The sequence below is a fragment of the Ramlibacter rhizophilus genome, from assembly GCF_004681965.1.
Taxonomy (GTDB): domain Bacteria; phylum Pseudomonadota; class Gammaproteobacteria; order Burkholderiales; family Burkholderiaceae_C; genus Ramlibacter; species Ramlibacter rhizophilus.
The window spans coordinates 261,027-278,733 of record NZ_SMLL01000008.1 but is presented as its reverse complement, the minus strand read 5'-3'; the positions used below and the strand labels follow the sequence as shown (position 1 = coordinate 278,733).

18 protein-coding genes are annotated in these 17,707 nt (G+C 71.3%); 7 read left to right on the top strand and 11 right to left on the bottom strand.

The window, feature by feature from the left end; translation table 11 throughout:
- Window positions 1-29 precede the first annotated feature (29 nt).
- From kynA to EZ242_RS20030, 6 genes are all read right to left on the bottom strand, one after another.
- The gene (gene kynA / locus EZ242_RS20055; RefSeq protein WP_135286968.1) at window positions 30-881 is read right to left on the bottom strand and encodes a tryptophan 2,3-dioxygenase; all 852 of its coding nucleotides are present in this window, start codon (window positions 879-881) and stop codon (window positions 30-32) included.
- Complete coding sequence (gene kynU, locus EZ242_RS20050; protein ID WP_135287018.1) at window positions 881-2,161, bottom strand: kynureninase; 1,281 nt, start codon at window positions 2,159-2,161, stop codon at window positions 881-883. Before kynU ends, kynA begins: the two co-directional genes overlap by 1 nt.
- A gap of 60 nt (window positions 2,162-2,221) precedes the next feature.
- On the bottom strand, window positions 2,222-2,554 hold the full coding sequence (locus tag EZ242_RS20045; protein WP_135286967.1) for a YkgJ family cysteine cluster protein: 333 nt from the start codon (window positions 2,552-2,554) through the stop codon (window positions 2,222-2,224).
- Window positions 2,555-2,557: 3 nt separating this feature from the next.
- Entirely contained in the window at window positions 2,558-4,681 is a 2,124-nt protein-coding gene (locus EZ242_RS20040) for a TonB-dependent receptor family protein (RefSeq protein ID WP_135286966.1), read from the bottom strand.
- A gap of 204 nt (window positions 4,682-4,885) precedes the next feature.
- Window positions 4,886-5,815 (bottom strand): ornithine carbamoyltransferase, encoded by a 930-nt coding sequence (argF, locus tag EZ242_RS20035; protein WP_135286965.1) that lies wholly within the window; start codon window positions 5,813-5,815, stop codon window positions 4,886-4,888.
- Window positions 5,812-7,005: an aspartate aminotransferase family protein gene (locus EZ242_RS20030; RefSeq protein WP_135286964.1), complete on the bottom strand. Its 1,194-nt coding sequence runs from the start codon at window positions 7,003-7,005 to the stop codon at window positions 5,812-5,814. Before EZ242_RS20030 ends, argF begins: the two co-directional genes overlap by 4 nt.
- 206 nt (window positions 7,006-7,211) lie before the next feature.
- On the opposite strand from EZ242_RS20030, the gene EZ242_RS20025 reads away from it, so the two are divergent.
- Window positions 7,212-7,529: a DUF3579 domain-containing protein gene (locus EZ242_RS20025; RefSeq protein ID WP_135286963.1), complete on the top strand. Its 318-nt coding sequence runs from the start codon at window positions 7,212-7,214 to the stop codon at window positions 7,527-7,529.
- 161 nt (window positions 7,530-7,690) lie between these two features.
- Here EZ242_RS20025 and rpsT read toward each other — a convergent pair whose 3' ends face one another.
- Window positions 7,691-8,008 carry a 30S ribosomal protein S20 gene (gene rpsT, locus EZ242_RS20020; protein WP_135286962.1) on the bottom strand — a complete coding sequence of 106 codons (318 nt, stop codon included), beginning with the start codon at window positions 8,006-8,008 and terminating at the stop codon, window positions 7,691-7,693.
- 106 nt (window positions 8,009-8,114) lie between these two features.
- Between rpsT and murJ the strand changes: the two genes are divergently transcribed.
- Entirely contained in the window at window positions 8,115-9,680 is a 1,566-nt protein-coding gene (murJ, locus tag EZ242_RS20015; RefSeq protein ID WP_135286961.1) for a murein biosynthesis integral membrane protein MurJ, read from the top strand.
- A 56-nt stretch (window positions 9,681-9,736) separates the two neighbouring features.
- Complete coding sequence (locus EZ242_RS20010) at window positions 9,737-10,588, top strand: SirB1 family protein (RefSeq protein ID WP_135286960.1); 852 nt, start codon at window positions 9,737-9,739, stop codon at window positions 10,586-10,588.
- Between the two features lie 16 nt (window positions 10,589-10,604).
- Here the strand turns inward: EZ242_RS20010 and purM are convergent, their stop codons facing one another.
- Window positions 10,605-11,639 (bottom strand): phosphoribosylformylglycinamidine cyclo-ligase, encoded by a 1,035-nt coding sequence (purM, locus tag EZ242_RS20005; RefSeq protein WP_135286959.1) that lies wholly within the window; start codon window positions 11,637-11,639, stop codon window positions 10,605-10,607.
- A gap of 134 nt (window positions 11,640-11,773) precedes the next feature.
- On the opposite strand from purM, the gene hda reads away from it, so the two are divergent.
- The 4 genes from hda to folK are packed head-to-tail and all read left to right on the top strand — an operon-like array spanning window position 11,774 to window position 15,202.
- A complete protein-coding gene (gene hda, locus EZ242_RS20000; protein ID WP_135286958.1) occupies window positions 11,774-12,448 on the top strand; it encodes a DnaA regulatory inactivator Hda in 675 nt (224 codons plus the stop codon).
- Window positions 12,445-13,128 carry a histidinol-phosphatase gene (locus EZ242_RS19995; RefSeq protein WP_135286957.1) on the top strand — a complete coding sequence of 228 codons (684 nt, stop codon included), beginning with the start codon at window positions 12,445-12,447 and terminating at the stop codon, window positions 13,126-13,128. Before hda ends, EZ242_RS19995 begins: the two co-directional genes overlap by 4 nt.
- Window positions 13,125-14,699 (top strand): polynucleotide adenylyltransferase PcnB, encoded by a 1,575-nt coding sequence (gene pcnB / locus EZ242_RS19990; protein ID WP_135286956.1) that lies wholly within the window; start codon window positions 13,125-13,127, stop codon window positions 14,697-14,699. The genes EZ242_RS19995 and pcnB overlap by 4 nt, the downstream gene beginning before the upstream one ends.
- A 2-nt stretch (window positions 14,700-14,701) precedes the next feature.
- Entirely contained in the window at window positions 14,702-15,202 is a 501-nt protein-coding gene (gene folK / locus EZ242_RS19985) for a 2-amino-4-hydroxy-6-hydroxymethyldihydropteridine diphosphokinase (RefSeq protein ID WP_135286955.1), read from the top strand.
- 7 nt (window positions 15,203-15,209) lie between these two features.
- On the opposite strand, the gene EZ242_RS19980 is transcribed toward folK, so the two are convergent.
- The 3 genes from EZ242_RS19980 to EZ242_RS19970 are packed head-to-tail and all read right to left on the bottom strand — an operon-like array spanning window position 15,210 to window position 17,684.
- A complete protein-coding gene (locus EZ242_RS19980) occupies window positions 15,210-15,686 on the bottom strand; it encodes a protein-tyrosine phosphatase family protein (RefSeq protein WP_135286954.1) in 477 nt (158 codons plus the stop codon).
- A gap of 28 nt (window positions 15,687-15,714) precedes the next feature.
- The gene (locus EZ242_RS19975; protein WP_135286953.1) at window positions 15,715-16,980 is read right to left on the bottom strand and encodes a cytochrome c; all 1,266 of its coding nucleotides are present in this window, start codon (window positions 16,978-16,980) and stop codon (window positions 15,715-15,717) included.
- A complete protein-coding gene (locus EZ242_RS19970) occupies window positions 16,977-17,684 on the bottom strand; it encodes a c-type cytochrome (protein WP_240787176.1) in 708 nt (235 codons plus the stop codon). The genes EZ242_RS19975 and EZ242_RS19970 overlap by 4 nt, the downstream gene beginning before the upstream one ends.
- Between the last annotated feature and the right edge of the window lie 23 nt (window positions 17,685-17,707).

The following is a 17,707-nucleotide window of genomic DNA, read 5'->3' as shown; positions in this document are numbered from 1 at the left end:
ACGATTCCGCTTCAGCACCCTCCGAGGTCTTACAGGTCGGTGCGCAGCTTCCAGATCTCCGGGAACAGCACCACGTCCAGCATCTTGCGCAGGTAGCTCACGCCGCCCGTGCCGCCCGTGCCGCGCTTGAAGCCGATCACGCGCTCCACCGTGGTCACGTGCCGGAAGCGCCAGAGGCGGAAGGCGTCCTCCAGGTCGGTGAGCTCCTCGCCGAGCTGGTACAGGTCCCACCAGGCCTGCGGGTCGCGGTACACCACCAGCCAGGCCTGTTCGACCTGCGTGCTTTCCACGTAGGGCGCGGTCCAGTCCCGCTCGGTGTGGCTTGCCGGCACCGGCAGCCCGCGCCGCGCCAGCAGGCGCAGCGACTCGTCGTACAGCGAAGGCGCCTCGTAGGCCGCCTGCACCTGCGCCAGCAGCTGCGGCCGGTGCGCGTGCGGCTTGAGCATGGCCGCGTTCTTGTTCCCCAGCGCGAACTCGATGCAGCGGTACTGCGCGCTCTGGAAGCCGCTGGAGTTCGCGAGGTAGGGGCGGATCGCGCTGTACTCGGGCGGCGTCATGGTGGCCAGCACGTCCCAGGCGTGGACCAGCTGCTCCATGATGCGCGAGACGCGCGCCAGCATCTTGAAGGCGCTGCCCAGCTGGTCCTTGGCCACGCATTCGATCGCCGCGTGCAGCTCGTGCAGCATCAGCTTCATCCACAGCTCGCTGGTCTGGTGCTGGATGATGAACAGCATCTCGTTGTGGTCGGGCGAGAGCGGCTTCTGCGCCCCGAGGATGGCGTCCAGCTGCAGGTAGTCGCCATAGCTCATGGACTGGCTGTAGTCCAGCTGTGCGCCTTCGTCGCGCACGATGTCTTCGGGCTTGCGGGGGGGCTGGGTCATCAGGTCACCGCCTGTTTCCGGTTGAAATCGGGCCGGCGCCACTCGCCGGTCTCCAGCACCTGCACCAGCTGCTCCACCGCCTGCCATACGTCCTCGAAGCCGAGGTACAGGGGCGTGAAGCCGAAGCGCAGGATGTCCTCGCGCCCGCGCGCCGCATCGCCCGCGCGGAAGTCGCCCACCACGCCGCGCGCGATCAGCGCCTGCACGATGGCGTAGGCTCCTTCGGCCCGGGCGAGGCACACCTGCGAGCCGCGCCGCGCGTGCTCGCGGGGCGTCACCAGCGACAGGCCGTGGCCGGCGCAGCGCGACTCGACCAGCGCGATGAAGAGGTCGGTGAGCGCGAGCGACTTCTCGCGCAGCGCCGCCATGCCGCCCAGCGGCTCGGCGGCCAGCACCGTGTCCACGCCGCACTCCAGCGCCGTGAGGCTCAGCACCGGCGGCGTGCCGCACAGGTAGCGCGCGATACCGGCCGCGGGCTGGTAGCCCGGCGTGAACTCGAAGGGCGCGGCGTGGCTCCACCAGCCCGCCAGCGGCTGCCAGAAGCGGTCCACGTGGCGCGGGTGCACCCACACGAAGGCGGGCGCGCCGGGGCCGCCGTTGAGGTACTTGTAGCCGCAGCCCACCGCGAAGTCGGCACCGCCCGCGTGCAGGTCCACCGGCACCGCGCCGGCGCTGTGGGCCAGGTCCCAGACGGCGAGGGCACCGCAGGCATGGGCCTGGGCCGAGAGCTGCGCCATGTCGTGCAGCGCGCCGGTGCGGTAGTTCACCTGCGTGAGCATCAGGAGGGCCACGTCGGGCTGCAGCGCGTCTGCGAGCGCATCGGGCTCGTCCACCAGGCGCAGCGTGAAGCCGCGCTCGCGGCACAGGGCCTCGGCAATGTAGAGGTCGGTGGGGAAGTTGTCGCGCTCGCTCACGATCACGCGGCGCCCGGGCGCGTCCTGCGCCACCATGGACAGCGCCGCGCTCAGCACCTTGAACAGGTTCACCGAGGTGCTGTCGGTGGTCACCACCTCGCCCGGTGCGGCGCCGACCAGCCGCCCGATCTTGTCGCCCACGCGCGTGGGCAGCGCGTACCAGCCGGCCTCGTTCCAGCTGCCGATGAGGCCGCGGCCCCATTCTTCGCCGACGGCCTGGGCCATGCGCGCGGGTGCGGCGCGCGGGAGCACGCCCAGGGAATTGCCGTCGAGGTACACCAAGCCCTCGGGCAGCATGAAGTGCTCACGCAGCGCACGCAGGGGGTCCTGGGCGTCGCGCTCGCGGCAGTCGTTCAGGGTCGCCATCATGGCGCGCAGTGTTATGCGCCTCGAGGGGGCGTGGTGTCGGTTCGATCCAACAGCGCGCTAAAAATCCGTGTCGATCTCCGGCGGCAGTCCGTGTCGCCGGCGCGCCTGTGCGCAGGCCTCGCTGCCGGCCTCGAACTCCCGGCAGGGCGAGGGCCGCCACTCGTAGATGCCGCAGGCAGCGCGCTGCCCCACCGTCCCGGTGAGCGCGGCGCAGCGCGCGGGCAGGTGGTCGGTGCCGCGCATGCGGCACAGGTCCTCGGTCAGCGGCACCGCCAGGCCCGCGGGAACGCTTCCGCCGCGCTCGTCCAGCTCCCAGGTGGAGAAGTCCACGCGGAAGCTCGCGCAGCAGGCGCCGCAGCGCAGGCAGGGGTGAAGGGTCTCGGCGCTCACGGATCAGAAGCGGTAGGCGGCACTCACGCCGACAACCCACTGGCGCCCCGGCGCCGGCTCGAAGAAGCGCTGGTTGCCTTCGTTGACGATGACGGAGCCGGCGTAGCGCCGCTCGGTGAGGTTGTCGATGCGCACGAACTCGCGCCAGAGCCAGGGCCCGCGCCGCTGCTCCAGCGTGGCCCGCAGGGCCAGCGTGGAGTAGGCCGGCGCGCTGTCGGTGTTCAGGTCATTCACCGCGACCTCGCCCACGTGGCGCAGCTCCAGCGCCGTCTCCAGGCCCCAGGGACGATGCTGCCAGGCCAGCTCCCCGTAGAGGCTGGTGCGCGGAATGCCCGGCATGCGCTGCCCCGCGCCCACCAGCGCCGTGGGCACGAAGCAGGGGGCGCCCGTGCAGGTGAGGAAGGGCTGGCGGTAGGTGGCGTCCAGCCAGGTGGCGGCCAGCAGGCCGGACCAGGCCGTGTTCCATCGCGCCTTTCCGACCAGCTCCAGGCCGCGGCGCAGCGTCCCGGGGGCGTTCTGGAAACTGGCGCGGCCGCCGGCGTTGCTCAGCACCACGAGCTCCTCGCTGGTGCGCGCCTGGAACACCGCGGCCGCAAGGCTCCAGTCCTCGCCCGAAGCCGCCTTCAGGCCCAGCTCCCATTGACGGCTGATCGCCGGCTGCAAGTCCGCGTTCAGGCCCGCGCTGCCGCCCGCCCGGTAGGCCAGTTCGTTCAGCGTCGGCGTCTCGAAGCCGCGGCCATAGGCGATGTAGGCGTTGATGAGGTCGCTGGCGTGGAACACCAGCCCCAGCGCCGGCGTGGTGGCGCGGTAGCGGACCGCGCCACTGTCGTCCGGGTTGCCGGGCCGGATGAAGCGGTCCTCGGAGTCGAAGCGCACGCGTGTGTGGCGCAGGCCGGCCGAGGCGCTCCAGCGCTCGCCCAGCACCCACTGGCCCTGCAGGTAGGGGGCGACGCTCCAGGCGCGGTTGACTTCGTCGCGGCGCAGGTCACCGCGCACGCCCAGCTGCGCCCCATCGAAGTTCTCCCAGCCGCGCCGCAGGTCGCGGGTGGCTTCCAGCGCCAGGCCCGTGCTCAGCGTGTAGGGCCCGGCCGGGCCGCGGCCCCGGTGGACCCAACGCGCGTCCAGGCCCGCGTACCGCCGCAGCAGGTCGATGACGCCGCCCGGCTGCGAAGGCGCAGCCTGAACCGCCACCGGGATGGCGAGGAACTGCAGCGTGTCGCGCTCGCCGGCATAGGCCATCAGGCGCAGCTCGTCGTCTCGCGCCAGCGTGTGTTCCAGCACGGCGCCGGCCTGGGTCTGGCGCACCGACTTGCGCGTGTCGAAGAGGATTGCTGCGGGCTGCGCCTGGCGGGGCTCGGCCTCCCACTGGGCGCGCGTGAGGCCCAGCGGGTCCTGCGTGCCGGGCATCTGCAGGTGGTTGAACACCAGCGTCAGTCGGGTGCCGCCGCCCGCATCGTGCGTGAGCTTGCCGTTGAGGCTGCTGCGTTGTGCAGCGCTGTGCTCGCGCAATCCGTCAGTCTCGAAGCGCGTGGCGCTCAGGCGATAGCGCCAGTCCTGCGCCGCGCCGCCGATCTGGGTCGTGAGGCGGCGCGCCCCGTTGTCTCCGAAGGCGGTGGACACCTCGGCCACCGTGTCGGGGCCGCCGTCTTCCGTGAAGATGCTGATGACGCCGCCGGACGCATTCCCGTACAGCGCGGAAAACGGCCCGCGCAGCACCTCGATGCGTTCGGCCGAGGCGAGGTCGAAGTGCGAGACCTGCCCCTGGCCGTCCGGCCCCGCGGCCGGGATGCCATCGGCATAGAGGCGCAGGCCCCTCACGCCGAAGGTCGAGCGCGCACCGAAGCCGCGGATGGAGATCTGCAGGTCCTGCGCGAAGTTCTGCCGGTTCTGCACCACCAGACCCGGCACGCGGCCCAGCGATTCGGAGAGGTTGACCTGCCACTGCGCGTTGCGCAGCACCTCGCCCGGCACCACGTCCACCGAGGCGGGCGTGTCGAAGACCGATTGCTCGACGCCGGGTGTGGCCGTCACGGTGACGGTAGGCAGCGCGGGTGTGCTGTCCTGGGCCGCCGCTTCGAGTGCCCACAGCAGGCATACGAGCGGCAGCGAGGTCGATGCGCGCAGCAATTCGGGATCCTTCCTGCATGCCCGGAACTGGGCGGGTGAGGCAGTTTAGGGGGGGTGGCGCTACGTGTGGGTGTGAGCTCCGAGCCAATCCCTCCCCCTCTGGGGGAGGGTAGGGTGGGCCCCACGCACGCCGGCCACGCTACTTCCCGCGAGCCCCCATCCCAGCCTTCCCCCAGTGGGGGAAGGGGCCAGAGCCCGACTCCTTCAGCCCTGCACCCGCCCCAGCAGCAGGAATTCCATCAGGGCCTTCTGCACGTGCATGCGGTTCTCGGCCTCGTCCCAGACCACCGACTGCGGGCCGTCGATCACCTCGGCCTCGACCTCCTCGCCGCGATGCGCCGGCAGGCAGTGCATGAAGAGCGCGTCGGGGCGGGCCACGGCCATGAGGTCGGCGTCCACGCACCAGTCGGCGAAGGCCTTGCGGCGGGCCTCGTTCTCGGCCTCATAGCCCATGCTGGTCCACACGTCGGTGGTGACCAGGTCGGCGCCCCGGCAGGCGTCCTGGGGGTCCTTGAAGACCTTGTAGCTCGCCGGTCCGCGCACGCCGGCCACGGACTGGTCCACCTCGTAGCCGCTGGGCGTGCTCAGGTGCACGGTGAAGCCGAGCAGCTCGGCGGCCTGCAGCCAGGTGTTGGCCATGTTGTTGCCGTCGCCCACCCAGGCCACCACCTTGCCGGCGATGGAGCCGCGGTGCTCGATGAAGGTGAAGATGTCGGCCAGGATCTGGCAGGGATGGAATTCGTTGGTCAGGCCGTTGATGACCGGCACGCGCGAATGCGCCGCGAAGCGCTCGATCTTGTCCTGCCCGAAGGTGCGGATCATCACCAGGTCCACCATGCGGCTGATCACGCGCGCGGTGTCCTCGATCGGCTCGGCGCGGCCCAGCTGGGTGTCGCCGGTGGTCAGGTGCACCACGCTGCCGCCCATCTGGTACATGCCCGCCTCGAAGCTCACGCGGGTGCGCGTGGAGGCCTTTTCGAAGATCATGGCCAAGGTGCGGTCGGCCAGCGGGTGGTACTTCTCGTAGGCCTTGAACTTGGCCTTGATGAGGGCCGCGCGCTGGAAGATCCAGGCGTACTCGTCGGCCGTGAGGTCGCTGAACTGCAGGTAGTGCCGGATCGCCATGGCCGTCATTCCGCGAGGAAGGTCCGGATCAGCGGCACCAGGATGCCCACGATCTCGTCGGCTTCGGCCTTGTTCAGGATCAGTGGCGGCACCAGGCGCACGACGGAGTCGGCGGTCACGCTGATGAGAAGGCCGGCTTCCGCGGCGCGGCCCGTGAGCACGCCGCAGGGGCGGTCCAGCTCGATGCCCAGCATGAGGCCCTGGCCGCGGATCTCCTGCACGCCCGCAACGCCCGAGAGGCTGCGCTCCAGCGAGGTCCTGAGGTGCGCCCCCACCGTGGCGGCGTTCTCCAGCAGGCCGTCTTCTTCCATGATGCGGATGGTCTCCACGCCCGCGCGCATGGCCAGCGGGTTGCCGCCGAAAGTGGTGCCGTGGTTGCCCGGCTGGAAGATCTGCGCCGCCTTCGGGCCCGCCACCACCGCACCGATGGGAACGCCCGAGCCCAGGCCCTTGGCCAGCGGCATGACGTCCGGAACGATGCCGGCCCACTGGTGCGCGAACCACTTGCCGGTGCGGCCCATGCCGCACTGCACCTCGTCGATCATCAGCAGCCAGTCGCGCTCGGTGCACAGCTCGCGCACCTGCCGCAGGTACTCGGCGCGCATGGGGTTCACGCCGCCTTCGCCCTGGATGGTTTCCATGAAGACGGCGACCACGTCGTCCCGGCCTTCCGTGGCCTGGCGCAGCGCCGCCACGTCGTTCAGCGGCACGCGGATGAAGCCCTCCACCAGTGGCTCGAAGCCTTTTTGCACCTTGGCATTGCCGGTGGCCGAAAGCGTGGCGATGCTGCGGCCGTGGAAGGCCTTCTCGTACACCACGATCTGCGGCCGCGCGATGCCCTTGTCGTGACCGAACTTGCGCGCGAGCTTGATGGCGGCCTCGTTGGCCTCCAGGCCGCTGGAGCAGAAGAAGGCATTCGTGAGGCCGGACAGCTCCACCAACTTGGCAGCCAGGCGCTCCTGGTCGGGCACGTGGTAGTAGTTGCTGCTGTGGATGATCTTGGCGATTTGGTCCTGCAGGGCCGGCACCAGCTTCGGGTGCGCATGGCCCAGCGTGTTCACGGCGATGCCGGCCAGCGCGTCGAGGTACTGCTTGCCATTGACGTCCCACACGCGCACGCCCTCGCCGCGCGCCAGCGCGATGGGCACGCGGGCATAGGTGTTCATGACGTGCGGCGATGCAGCCTCGATCAGAGCCATTCGGTCCTCCAGAAATGAAAAGCGGCTCAACGCGGTGAGCCGTTGAGGCCCGATTTTAGGCACACGCATCGGGCCGGCTGGTTGATGATTGCGCATCGCAGCGATGCGCCGGCTGGGCGCCCCAAGTCTTATATAAGATAGAATACTTGTGCGCCGCAGCGCGGGCGATCCCTGCGCTGCGGCCGCCGCTTTCCACACCGCCACCCATGGTCTCCAGCACCCCCAGAGAAGTCTTCATCCAGGGCATCACCAGCCAGGGCCGCACCTTCCGGCCCAGCGACTGGGCCGAGCGCCTGGCGGGGGTCATGAGCTCCTTCCGCCCCGGCGGCGCCACCCCGGGCAGCCACCTGAGCTACTCGCCCTGGTGCGTGCCCACGGTGATCGGCGGGGTCAAGTGCGTGGTGGTCAACAGCCAGCTGCGCGAACACGAGCCCATGGCCTGGGACTTCGTCATGAACTTCGCGAAGGACAACGACCTGCAGGTAGGCGAGGCGTGTCTGATTCCGGAGGAGCGCAAGGGCTGAGGCGGTGCGGCTGATCGGCACGGGCGCTGCGCGGCGCCATGGACACGCCCACGAAAAAGCCGCCCGAAGGCGGCTTTTCGTTTTCTTTGCTTTGCTGGCAGCGCACCCGATTCAAACGGCAGGCCCTGGATGCCAGGGCCCGGGCGGGTGCCTGAGGTGCGTCAGGCGGCGGCTTGGGCGGGCTGGGCCTGGTTCAGGGCCTTGACCTTGGCGGACAGGCGGCTCTTGTCGCGGGCGGCCTTGTTCTTGTGGAAGATCTGCTTGTCGGCCACGGTGTCCAGCACGGACTGGGCCTTGGCGAAGAGTTCGGTGGCCTTGGCCTTGTCGCCGGCGGCGACGGCCTTCTCCACGTTCTTCACCGCGGTGCGGTAGCGGGAACGCAGCGAGGTGTTGGCGGCGTTGAGCTTGACGTCCTGGCGGGCGCGTTTACGGCCCGACGCGAGGCGCGGGTTCTTTTTCTTGGGTTTGGCGGAAGCCATGAATGTGATCCTTTGTGTCTGAGGATGTTGCCAGCAAAGCCCGCCATTCTAATCCAGGCCGCAACCCCCGCGAAAGCCCGGGCAGACCCGCGCTTAAACTCAGGCGGTGAGCCTGTTCAAAGCCGCCTCGACCGTTTCCCTGCTGACGCTGGCGTCCCGCATCACCGGCCTGGTGCGCGACCTCACCATGGCGGCCTTCTTCGGCGCGAGCGCGATGACCGACGCCTTCAACGTCGCCTTCCGCATCCCCAACCTGTTCCGGCGCCTCTTCGCCGAGGGCGCCTTCAGCCAGGCCTTCGTGCCCGCGCTGGCGCACGTGAAGGAGCGTGACGGCGAGGCCGCCACCCAGCGCCTGATCGACAACGTGGCCACGGTGCTGACCTGGGTGCTGATGGTGACGAGCGCCGTCGGCGTCGTGGCCGCCCCGGTGCTGGTCTTCGCCATGGCCAGCGGCTTCCTGCCGGACCCGCGCGTGATGGAGGCGGCCGTCTTCATGACCCGCGTCATGTTCCCCTACATCGCCTTCATGTCGCTGGTGGCGCTCTCGGCCGGCATCCTCAACACCTGGCGGCGCTTCGCCGTGCCGGCCGCCACCCCGGTGCTGCTGAACGTGGCGATGATCGCCGCGGCCTGGCTGGGCGCGCCCTGGCTCGCCGCGCGCGGCATCGAGCCGATCTACGCCATGGCGGTGGGCGTGATGGTGGGGGGCGTGCTGCAGCTGGGGGTGCAGTGGCCGGTCCTGCGCCGGCTGGGGCGCATGCCGCGCATCGGCCTGGGCTGGCGGCGCCTGCGCGAAGCCTGCGCCGACCCCGGCACCCGGCACGTGGCCGGCATGATGCTGCCGGCGCTGCTGGGGGTCGGGGTGGCGCAGATCTCGCTTCTGATCAACACGCAGATCGCCTCCTGGCTGCCCACCGGCAGCGTCACCTGGCTCAGTTATGCCGACCGGCTGATGGAATTCCCCACGGCCTTGCTCGGCGTGGCCCTGGGCGTGGTGCTCATGCCACAGCTCGCCGCGGCGCACGCGGCGGCGGACACGGCGCGCTATTCGGCCATGCTGGACTGGGGCCTGCGCCTGGTCGTCCTGCTGGCCGTGCCCAGCTCGGTCGCCCTGCTGGTCTTCGGCGTGCCGCTGGTGGCCACGCTGTTCCACTACGGCGCCTTCACGGCGCGCGACGTGCTCATGGTCTCCACCGCGCTCACCGGCTACGGCGCCGGGCTGCTGGGGCTGGTGGCCATCAAGGTGCTGGCGCCCGGCTATTACGCCAACCAGGACATGCGCACGCCGGTGCGCATCGCCGTGGTGGTGCTGGTGGCCACGCAGTGCATGAACGTCGTCTTCGTGCCCTGGTTCGGCCACGCGGGGCTGGCCCTGTCCATCGGCCTGGGGGCCATGCTCAACGCCGGCTGGCTGCTGGTGGGGCTGCGCCGCCGCGGCAGCTGGCAGCCCAGCGCGGGCTGGTGGCGCTTCCTGCTGCAGGTGATCGCGGCGACGGCGCTGCTCTCGGTCTTCCTCACCTGGGCGGCCACACGCTTCGACTGGGTGCAACTGCGCGAGGACGCCGGCTGGCGCGTGCTGATGCTGGGGCTGGTCCTGGCGGGCGCGGCGCTGGTGTACTTCGGCGCGCTCCTGGCCTCGGGCCTGAAGCTGCGACAGTTTGTAACGCGCTGAAAAGGCGCGCGCTTGCTCGCTTGACGGCGGGCCGAAGGGCGGATTACAACGGCTCGATGCAGCTGAACCTCACGGCCCCCACCCCGCTCGAGTACTTCAGCGCACTCGTGCACAGCGACGAGCACCTGCCGCTGCTGGAGGCCGCCGCCAGCATCGCGCAGGACGAATACCCCGAGTCCGATCCGCAGCAGGTGCTGCATGACGTGGACCAGCTCTTGGCGCGCCTGAAGCGCCGCGTGCCGGCCGACGCGCCGCCGCTGCACCGCCTGCGCACCCTGAACCAGTTCTTCTTCCGCGACCTGAGCTTCGGCGGCAACGTCAACGATTACTGCGACCCCGACAACAGCTACCTGCACGTGGTGCTGCGCACGCGGCGCGGCATCCAGATTTCGCTGGCGGTGCTGTGGCTGGAGCTGGCGCAGGGCCTGGGCCTGCATGCGCGCGGGGTGTGCTTCCCCGGCCACTTCATGGTCAAGGTCAACCTGCCCAAGGGGCAGGTGGTCATCGACCCCTTCACCGGCCAGTCGCTCTCGCGCGAGGAACTGTCGGAACGGCTGGAGCCCTACAAGCGCCGCAGCGGCCTGACCGGAGAATTCGAGGTGCCGCTGGGCCTGTACCTGCAGTCGGCCCAGCCGCGCGACATCATCGCGCGCATGCTGCGCAACCTGAAGGAGATCCACCGCGCGCAGGAAGACTGGCAGCGGCTCATCGCCGTGCAGCACCGCCTCATCATCCTGCTGCCCGAAGCCTGGGGCGAGTGGCGCGACCGCGGCCTCGCGCATGCGGAGCAGGGCCACACGGCCGCCGCGGTGAAGGACCTGGAGACCTACCTGGCCCATGCGCAGGACGCGCTGGACATCGACGCCGTGGCCGAGCGCCTGGCCGGCCTGCGCCGCGCGAAGTACTGAAGCGGCAGGCGCTCCTTCAGCGCACCTCGACCGCCGCCGCCCCGCCGTCGCGTGCGGCGATGGCGCCGATCTCGAACACCTGCTGGCCCTGCTCGCGCAGCGTCTGCGCCACCGCCTGCGCCTGGGCGGCGTCCACCACCACCACCATGCCGATGCCGTTGTTGAAGGTGCGGTTCATCTCGTGCGCGTCGATGGCGGCCGTGCGCTGCAGCCACTCGAAGAGTTCGCTGCGCGGCCAGCTGCCCGCCACCAGATGCGCCGCCATGCCCTCGGGCAGCACGCGCGGGATGTTCTCCAGCAGGCCGCCGCCCGTGATGTGCGCCAGGGCCTTGACCGGGTGGCGGGCCAGGGTGGCCAGAATGCTCTTCACGTAGAGCCGGGTGGGCGCCATGACCGCCTCGCGGAAGGGGCGGCCGTCCAGGGTGGCGGGGAGGTCTGCGCCGGCGCGCTCGATGCACTTGCGCACCAGCGAGAAGCCGTTGGAGTGCACGCCCGACGACGCCAGGCCCAGCACCACGTCGCCGGGCTTGACGTCCTGGCCCGAGAGGATGCGCGACTTCTCCACCACGCCCACGCAAAAGCCCGCCAGGTCATATTCGCCGGCCGGGTACATGCCGGGCATCTCGGCGGTCTCGCCGCCGATGAGGGCGCAGCCAGACTCCTCGCAGCCGCGGGCGATCCCGCCCACCACGGCGGCGGCGGTGTCCACGTCCAGCTTGCCGCAAGCGAAGTAGTCCAGGAAGAACAGCGGCTCGGCGCCCTGGACCAGCACGTCGTTCACGCTCATGGCGACCAGGTCGATGCCGACGGTGTCGTGCATGTTCCACTCGAAGGCGAGCTTGAGCTTGGTGCCCACGCCATCGGTGCCGCTGACCAGCACCGGTTCCTGGTAGCGCTTGGGCACCTCGAACAGGGCGCCGAAGCCGCCGATGCCCGCCATCACGCCTTCGCGCAGGGTCTTCTTCGCCAGCGGCTTGATGCGCTCGACCAGCGCGTCGCCGGCGTCGATATCGACGCCGGCATCCTTGTAGGAGAGGGGGGCTTGTGTCATGGAGGTGGGGCGGCCGGCGGGGACCTGTGGCCGGCCCGATAGAATTTGAGGGATTTTACTGACCCGCTCCCCCACTTGATGCAGGTGCTCCCCGCGCCGCCGTGCTCCGCTGCGAGACGTGCGCCGCTCCTTCCATGAAACAGATCGCGCTGGACATCGGACTGGCCCGCGCGCCCACGCTGGCGGGCTTCTGCCCGGGCGCCAACGAGGCGGCGCTCACGCACCTGCGCCTGTGGGCGCAAAGCCCCACGCGCTCGCCGGTGCCCACCTACCTCTGGGGCGAAGGCGCCAGCGGCAAGACGCACCTGCTCACCGCCGTCGGCGAGATCCTGCGGGGCCAGGGCGCGCGCTTCGGTTGGCTGCGTGCCGAGGACGCCGAGCCGCCGCCCTTCGACGAGCGCTGGGCCGTGGTGCTGATGGACGACGTGGAGCGTTTCAGCGCCGTGCAGCAGCACGCGGCCTTCAGCTGCTTCGTGCAGGCCCAGGCCCTGCAGCGCGGCGTGCTGGCGGCGGGCGCGCTGCCGCCCTCGGACCTGCCGCTGCGCGAAGACCTGCGCACCCGCCTGGGCTGGGGCCACGTGTTCCAGCTCCATGCGCTGACCGAGCCGGAGCGGCGCTCGGTGCTGCGCCGCGCGGCGGACGAGCGCGGCCTGTTCCTGGGCGACGAGGTCATGGACTACATGCTCAAGCGCTTCTCGCGCGACCTGGGCAGCCTGATGGAGCTGCTCGCGCACCTGGACACCTACGCCCTGCAGACGCAGCGCGCCATCACCATCCCGCTGATCCGCTCCATGCTGGAAAACGAATGACCCCGGTCAGACTCGCCCTGTTCGATCTCGACCACACGCTGCTGCCGATCGACTCCGACCATGCCTGGGGCGTCTTCACCCAGGACATCGGCTGGTGCGACCCGTCGCAGTTCAAGGCCCGCAACGACGACTTCTTCGCCCAGTACCAGGCCGGCACGCTGGACGTGCACGAGTACGTGCGCTTCGCGACCGAAGCCCTGTGCCGGCGCAGTCCCGAGGAGGCCGCGCAGGCCCACGCGCGCTTCATGCGCGAGGTGATCACGCCGGTCCTGCTGCCGGCCGCGCGTGCGCTGGTGGAGCAGCACCGCGCCGCCGGCGACCGGCTCCTCATCATCACCGCCACCAACGAGTTCGTCACCCGCCCCATCGCCGATGCCCTGGGCATCGAGGAGCTGATCGCGGTGCGCCTCGCGCGCGGGGCGGACGGCTGGATCACCGGCGAGATCGACGGCGTGCCCTCCATGCGCGAAGGCAAGGTCCACCGCTTCGAGGAGTGGCTGGCCGCCAACGGGCTGGACTGGAGCCGCGTGGACACCACCTTCTATTCCGATTCCATGAACGACCTGCCCCTGCTCGAGCGGGTGCGGCATCCCGTCGCCACGAACCCCGACGCGCGGCTGCGCCGCATCGCCCGGGAGCGCGGCTGGCGCATCCTCGATCTGTTCGAGCCCAACCCATGATCAAGAAATTCATCGACCGCCTGCTCGAAGCCGCCGGCAACGGGCGCAAGCCGAAGTTCGGCACGCGGCGCGAGATCGGCCGCGAGGAGCACGGCATCGACGTGTCCCTGGTGGACGAGCGCGCGCTCAACGTCGTGCACACGCTCAAGGAGGCCGGCCACGAGGCCTACATCGTCGGCGGCGCCGTGCGCGACCTGCTGCTGGGCCTGCGCCCCAAGGACTTCGACGTGGCCACCAGCGCCACGCCCGAGCAGGTCAAGGGCCTGTTCCGGCGTGCCTTCATCATCGGCCGGCGCTTTCGCATCGTGCACGTGGTGTACGGCCGCGGGCGCGAGCACGAGGTCATCGAGGTCTCCACCTTCCGGGCCTACATGGACAACGCGAGCGCCGAGGCGGTCGCCGGCAACGAGCGCACCAGCAAGAGCGAGCTCGCGGGCATGAAGCACGCCGTGGACGCCAGTGGCCGCGTGCTGCGCGACAACGTCTGGGGTCCGCAGGACGAGGACGCCACGCGGCGCGACTTCACCGTCAACGCCATGTACTACGACCCCGAGGCGCAGGTCGTGGTGGACTACCACGGGGGCCTTCCCGACGCGCGCAAGAAGCTGCTGCGCATGATCGGCGACCCGACCACCCGCTACCGCGAGGACCCGGTGCGCATCATCCGCGCCGTGCGCTTCGCGGCCAAGCTGGAGCCGCTGGGCTTCCGGCTGGAGCCCAAGACGGGCTCGCCGCTGCTGCCCTGCCTGCCGCTGCTGGCCGAGGTGCCGCAGAGCCGCCTCTTCGACGAGATGCTCAAGCTGCTGCAGACCGGCCATGCGCTGCGCACGGTGTCGCAGCTCAAGGCCCTGGGCCTGGCACAGGGCATCTACCCGCTCATGTCCCTCACCGTCGAGCGCGCCGGGCAGCCCTTCGTGCGCGCGGCGCTGGAGGACACCGACCGCCGCGTGGGCGAGGGCAAGCCGGTGGCGCCCAGCTTCCTTCTTGCCTGCGTGCTCTGGGCCGACGTGCGCGAGGGCTGGGCCCGCCGCCAGGCCCAGCGCGAGCACCCCATCCCGGCGCTGCAGGGCGCCATCGACGACGTGTTCGACGCGCGCATCGGCGACGTCTCGGGCCGGGGCAAGCTGGCCGCGGACATGCGCGAGATCTGGATGATGCAGCCGCGTTTCGAGAAGCGCACCGGCAGCACCCCCTTCTCGCTGGTGGAGCAGCCGCGCTTTCGGGCCGGCTTCGACTTCATGCGCCTGCGCGCCGACGTGGGCGAGATCGACGTGGTGCTGGCCGACTGGTGGCAGGAGTTCAGCATGGCCAGCGACGCCGAGCGCGAGGACATGCTCGCGCAGATCCGCCTGGAGCAGCAGAAGGGCGTGCGCCGCGTGCGCGCGCCGCGTCCGCCCGCGGAGCCCGCCAGCCTCGTCGCCCCGGTGCCGCCCGCCGACGACGCGCACGCGGACGAGGGCGGCGACGCACCCGCCCGCAAGCGGCGCCGGCGCCGCCGCAAGCCGGCCCAGGAAGGTGGGGGCGCGCAGCCCGGTCCCGCGGCCACTGGCACGGACGGTCCGGCGGGCTGACGATGCGCGCGCCCGTCCTGGCCTACGTGGGGCTGGGCGCCAACCTGGGTGACGCCCAGGCCGCGGTGCTGAGGGCCTGTGAGCGCCTGGCCGCATTGCCCGGCACGCAGCTCGTGGCGCGGTCCTCGCTCTGGCGCACGGCGCCGCAGGACGCGGCGGGGCCGGACTTCATCAATGCCGTGGCCTGCGTCTGCACGCGCCTGTCCGCGCCCGACCTGCTGCAGGCCTTGCAGGCGCTGGAACACGAGGCCGGCCGCGAGCGGCCCTACCCGAACGCGCCGCGCACGCTCGACCTGGACCTGCTCGCCTACGGCGATGCACGCATCGAGAGCCCCGCGCTCGTCGTGCCGCACCCGCGCATGCAGGCGCGCGCCTTCGTGCTGGCGCCGCTCGCGGAGATTGCACCCCAGCGCGTGGACGCCGCCCGGCTCGCCGCACTGGCGCAGCAGCGCATCGAGCGCGTGCCGGGCTCGATGGCCTGGTCAGCGGGCCAGGGCCTGTGAGGAAGCCCTAGAACCACTCCACGAAGCCCGACTGCTGCGCGTTCTGCGGGTTGGACCCCGCCGCGCGCACGTGGGCCAGGGCCTGCGCGGTCGTGAGCCCCAGCACCTTGAGCACGCATGCGGCCGCGCTGCCGGTGCGGCCCATGCCGGCGGCGCAGTGGAGCAGGACGGACTCGCCGGCCCGCAGCCGGCCCGCGAGCGCCTGCACGCCGGCGCGGAAGGCCTGCGGGTCCTCGGGCACGCCGAAGTTGCGCATGGACAGCTGCACCCAGCGAAAGGGCAGGTCGCCGCTGACCACGGCCGCATGGTAGGCCGGCGAGAGCGCCGCGAGCTCGTCGCGCGGCGCAAGGCAGGCCACGTGCTGCACGCCTGCCTGCTGCGCCTCGGCCGCGAACTGCGGCCAGGGCTCGAAGCGGCCCGGCATGGCCGACAGCCACAGGGAGCCGGGCACATCGTCGGGCAGCTGGACGCGGCGCAGGAGCATGGCGTGATTCTCCGCGTGCGCAGCGGCTTCAGGGCCGCGTGCTGCGCTGCTGCGCAACGTCCAGTTCACTCACCCCACCGGCCGCGTTGCCCCAGGCGCCGCGGATGTAGCTCAGGACCGCCGCCACCTCGGCGTCGTCCAGCTCCAGCGCGAAGGGCGGCATGCCGAAGGGGCGCGGGTTGCCCTGGGTGGACGGCGGAAAGCCGCCGTAGATGACGGCCTGCACGAGGTTGGCGGTCACCGGCAGGGTGACGGCGCGGTTGCCGGCCAGGGGCGGGTAGGCCCCCTCGACGCCCTGTCCCTGTTCGCCATGGCATTGCGCGCAGTGCTCGCGGTACAGCGCCGCGCCGCGCTGCGTGACCGCGGAGGACGCCGGCTTCGCCGCGGGGGCGGCGTGACGCTCGGGGGGAAGCCCGCGCAGGAAGGTGGCCATGGCCTCCAGGTCGGCGCGGCTCAGGTGCTGCGTGCTGTGCAGCACCACTTCGGCCATGGGGCCCATGGTGCTGGCACCGGTCGTCCGGCCGGTGCCCAGGAGTTCCACGATGCGCTGCGTCGGCCAGTCCGCCACGCCGGCTTCGGCCGGCGCGGCGAGCGAGGGGGCATACCAGCTTTGCATGGGGATCATGCCGCCCGACAGGTCCATGAGGTCGCTGGCGCCCAGCGCGTTGCGCGTGCTGTGGCAGGCCGAGCAGTGCCCCAGGCCGCGCACGAGGTAGGCGCCGCGGTTCCATTCGGCGCTGCGGGCCGGATCGTCCTGGTGCACGCCGGGCCGGAAGTAGAGCGCCCGCCAGGCGCGCAGCGCCGCCTGGGTGCTGACGGGCCATTGCAGCGTGTGCGGCGTGTTCTCGCGCTCGACGGCCGGCAGGCTCTGCAGGTAGGCGAAGAGCGCATCGGCGTCGGCGCGGGTGACCTGCGTGTAGTTGGGGTAGGGGAAGGCCGGGTACAGCAGGCGGCCTCCCGGGGAGCGGCCGTGGTGCAGCGCCTGCCAGAAGTCATCGCCCGTCCAGCCGCCCAGGCCGGTGCGGGCCGGGGTCAGGTTGCCGGCATAGACGGTGCCGAAGGGGGTGTCGATGCCGCGGCCGCCGGCGTAGGGCGCACCGCCGCGCGCGGTGTGGCAGGCCATGCAGTTGCCGGCGCGGGCGAGGTAGGCGCCGCGTTCCACCATCGATGGCGTCGCCGCGGCGGGCCTGCCCGGCGGCGGTGCCGACGTGTCTTCCCAGAACACCCGCCAGGCGGCGTAGCCCGCCAGCAGCAGGAGCAGCGCCACGAGCAGCAGGACCAGGAGCCGCTTCATGGCCCAGGCCTTCCCGCCGGCAGCGCCGCACTGCCGCAGGCTATGGGAGCCGGCTGCGCCAGGCGCGCCACCGGGCGGGTGTCCGGGGGCAGGGGCTGCGACGCGAGCCAGGCCGTGACCGCGGACAGGTCCTCGGGCGTGAGCCGACGTGCGATCTGCGCCATGCAGTCGGGCGCATGCGCCTGTCGCTGGCCGCCGCGCCAGGCGCCCAGTTGCGCGTTGAGGTAGTCGCGCGGCAGGCCCAGCAGGCCTGGGGTGTTGGGCAGCACGCCGGTGAGCGCAGCGCCGTGGCAGCCGGCGCAGGAGGGAATGTCGCGCGCCGCGTCGCCCTGCAGGGCCAGCGTGCGGCCGCGCTCCAGCAGCGCCGGATCCGCCCGCGCGGGCGTGGGCGTGGGGTAGGGCACGTCCAGGCTCGCGAAGTGCGTGGCGATCTGCAGCAGGTAGTCGTCCGAGAGCGTGTCCAGCAGGCGTGTCATGAGGCCATAGTGGCGGCGTCCGTCGCGGAAGTGCAGCAGCTGGTTGTAGAGGTAGCCGGCCGGCTTGCCGGCGATGCGCGGGTAGTAGCCGTCCGGGCCGGCGCGGCCTTCGGCGCCGTGGCAGGACGTGCAGGCCTGCGTGCGCTGCGCCATGCTGTCCTCGAAGGGCGCACCGGCAGCCGGTAGGGCCGCCGCACCGAAGAGAAGAAGAGCGGGAAGGAATTTCACGGGAGAGGGATCATGCCCGTCTT

Bases quoted from the DNA above. Each gene is read 5' to 3' on its own strand.
- kynA (WP_135286968.1), bottom strand. From the start codon at position 881: ATGACCCAGCCCCCCCGCAAGCCCGAAGACATCGTGCGCGACGAAGGC.
- kynU (WP_135287018.1), bottom strand. From the start codon at position 2,161: ATGGCGACCCTGAACGACTGCCGCGAGCGCGACGCCCAGGACCCCCTG.
- argF (WP_135286965.1), bottom strand. From the start codon at position 5,815: ATGACGGCCATGGCGATCCGGCACTACCTGCAGTTCAGCGACCTCACG.
- EZ242_RS20030 (WP_135286964.1), bottom strand. From the start codon at position 7,005: ATGGCTCTGATCGAGGCTGCATCGCCGCACGTCATGAACACCTATGCC.
- EZ242_RS20025 (WP_135286963.1), top strand. From the start codon at position 7,212: ATGGTCTCCAGCACCCCCAGAGAAGTCTTCATCCAGGGCATCACCAGC.
- rpsT (WP_135286962.1), bottom strand. From the start codon at position 8,008: ATGGCTTCCGCCAAACCCAAGAAAAAGAACCCGCGCCTCGCGTCGGGC.
- EZ242_RS20010 (WP_135286960.1), top strand. From the start codon at position 9,737: ATGCAGCTGAACCTCACGGCCCCCACCCCGCTCGAGTACTTCAGCGCA.
- purM (WP_135286959.1), bottom strand. From the start codon at position 11,639: ATGACACAAGCCCCCCTCTCCTACAAGGATGCCGGCGTCGATATCGAC.
- hda (WP_135286958.1), top strand. From the start codon at position 11,774: ATGAAACAGATCGCGCTGGACATCGGACTGGCCCGCGCGCCCACGCTG.
- EZ242_RS19995 (WP_135286957.1), top strand. From the start codon at position 12,445: ATGACCCCGGTCAGACTCGCCCTGTTCGATCTCGACCACACGCTGCTG.
- pcnB (WP_135286956.1), top strand. From the start codon at position 13,125: ATGATCAAGAAATTCATCGACCGCCTGCTCGAAGCCGCCGGCAACGGG.
- folK (WP_135286955.1), top strand. From the start codon at position 14,702: ATGCGCGCGCCCGTCCTGGCCTACGTGGGGCTGGGCGCCAACCTGGGT.
- EZ242_RS19980 (WP_135286954.1), bottom strand. From the start codon at position 15,686: ATGCTCCTGCGCCGCGTCCAGCTGCCCGACGATGTGCCCGGCTCCCTG.
- EZ242_RS19975 (WP_135286953.1), bottom strand. From the start codon at position 16,980: ATGAAGCGGCTCCTGGTCCTGCTGCTCGTGGCGCTGCTCCTGCTGCTG.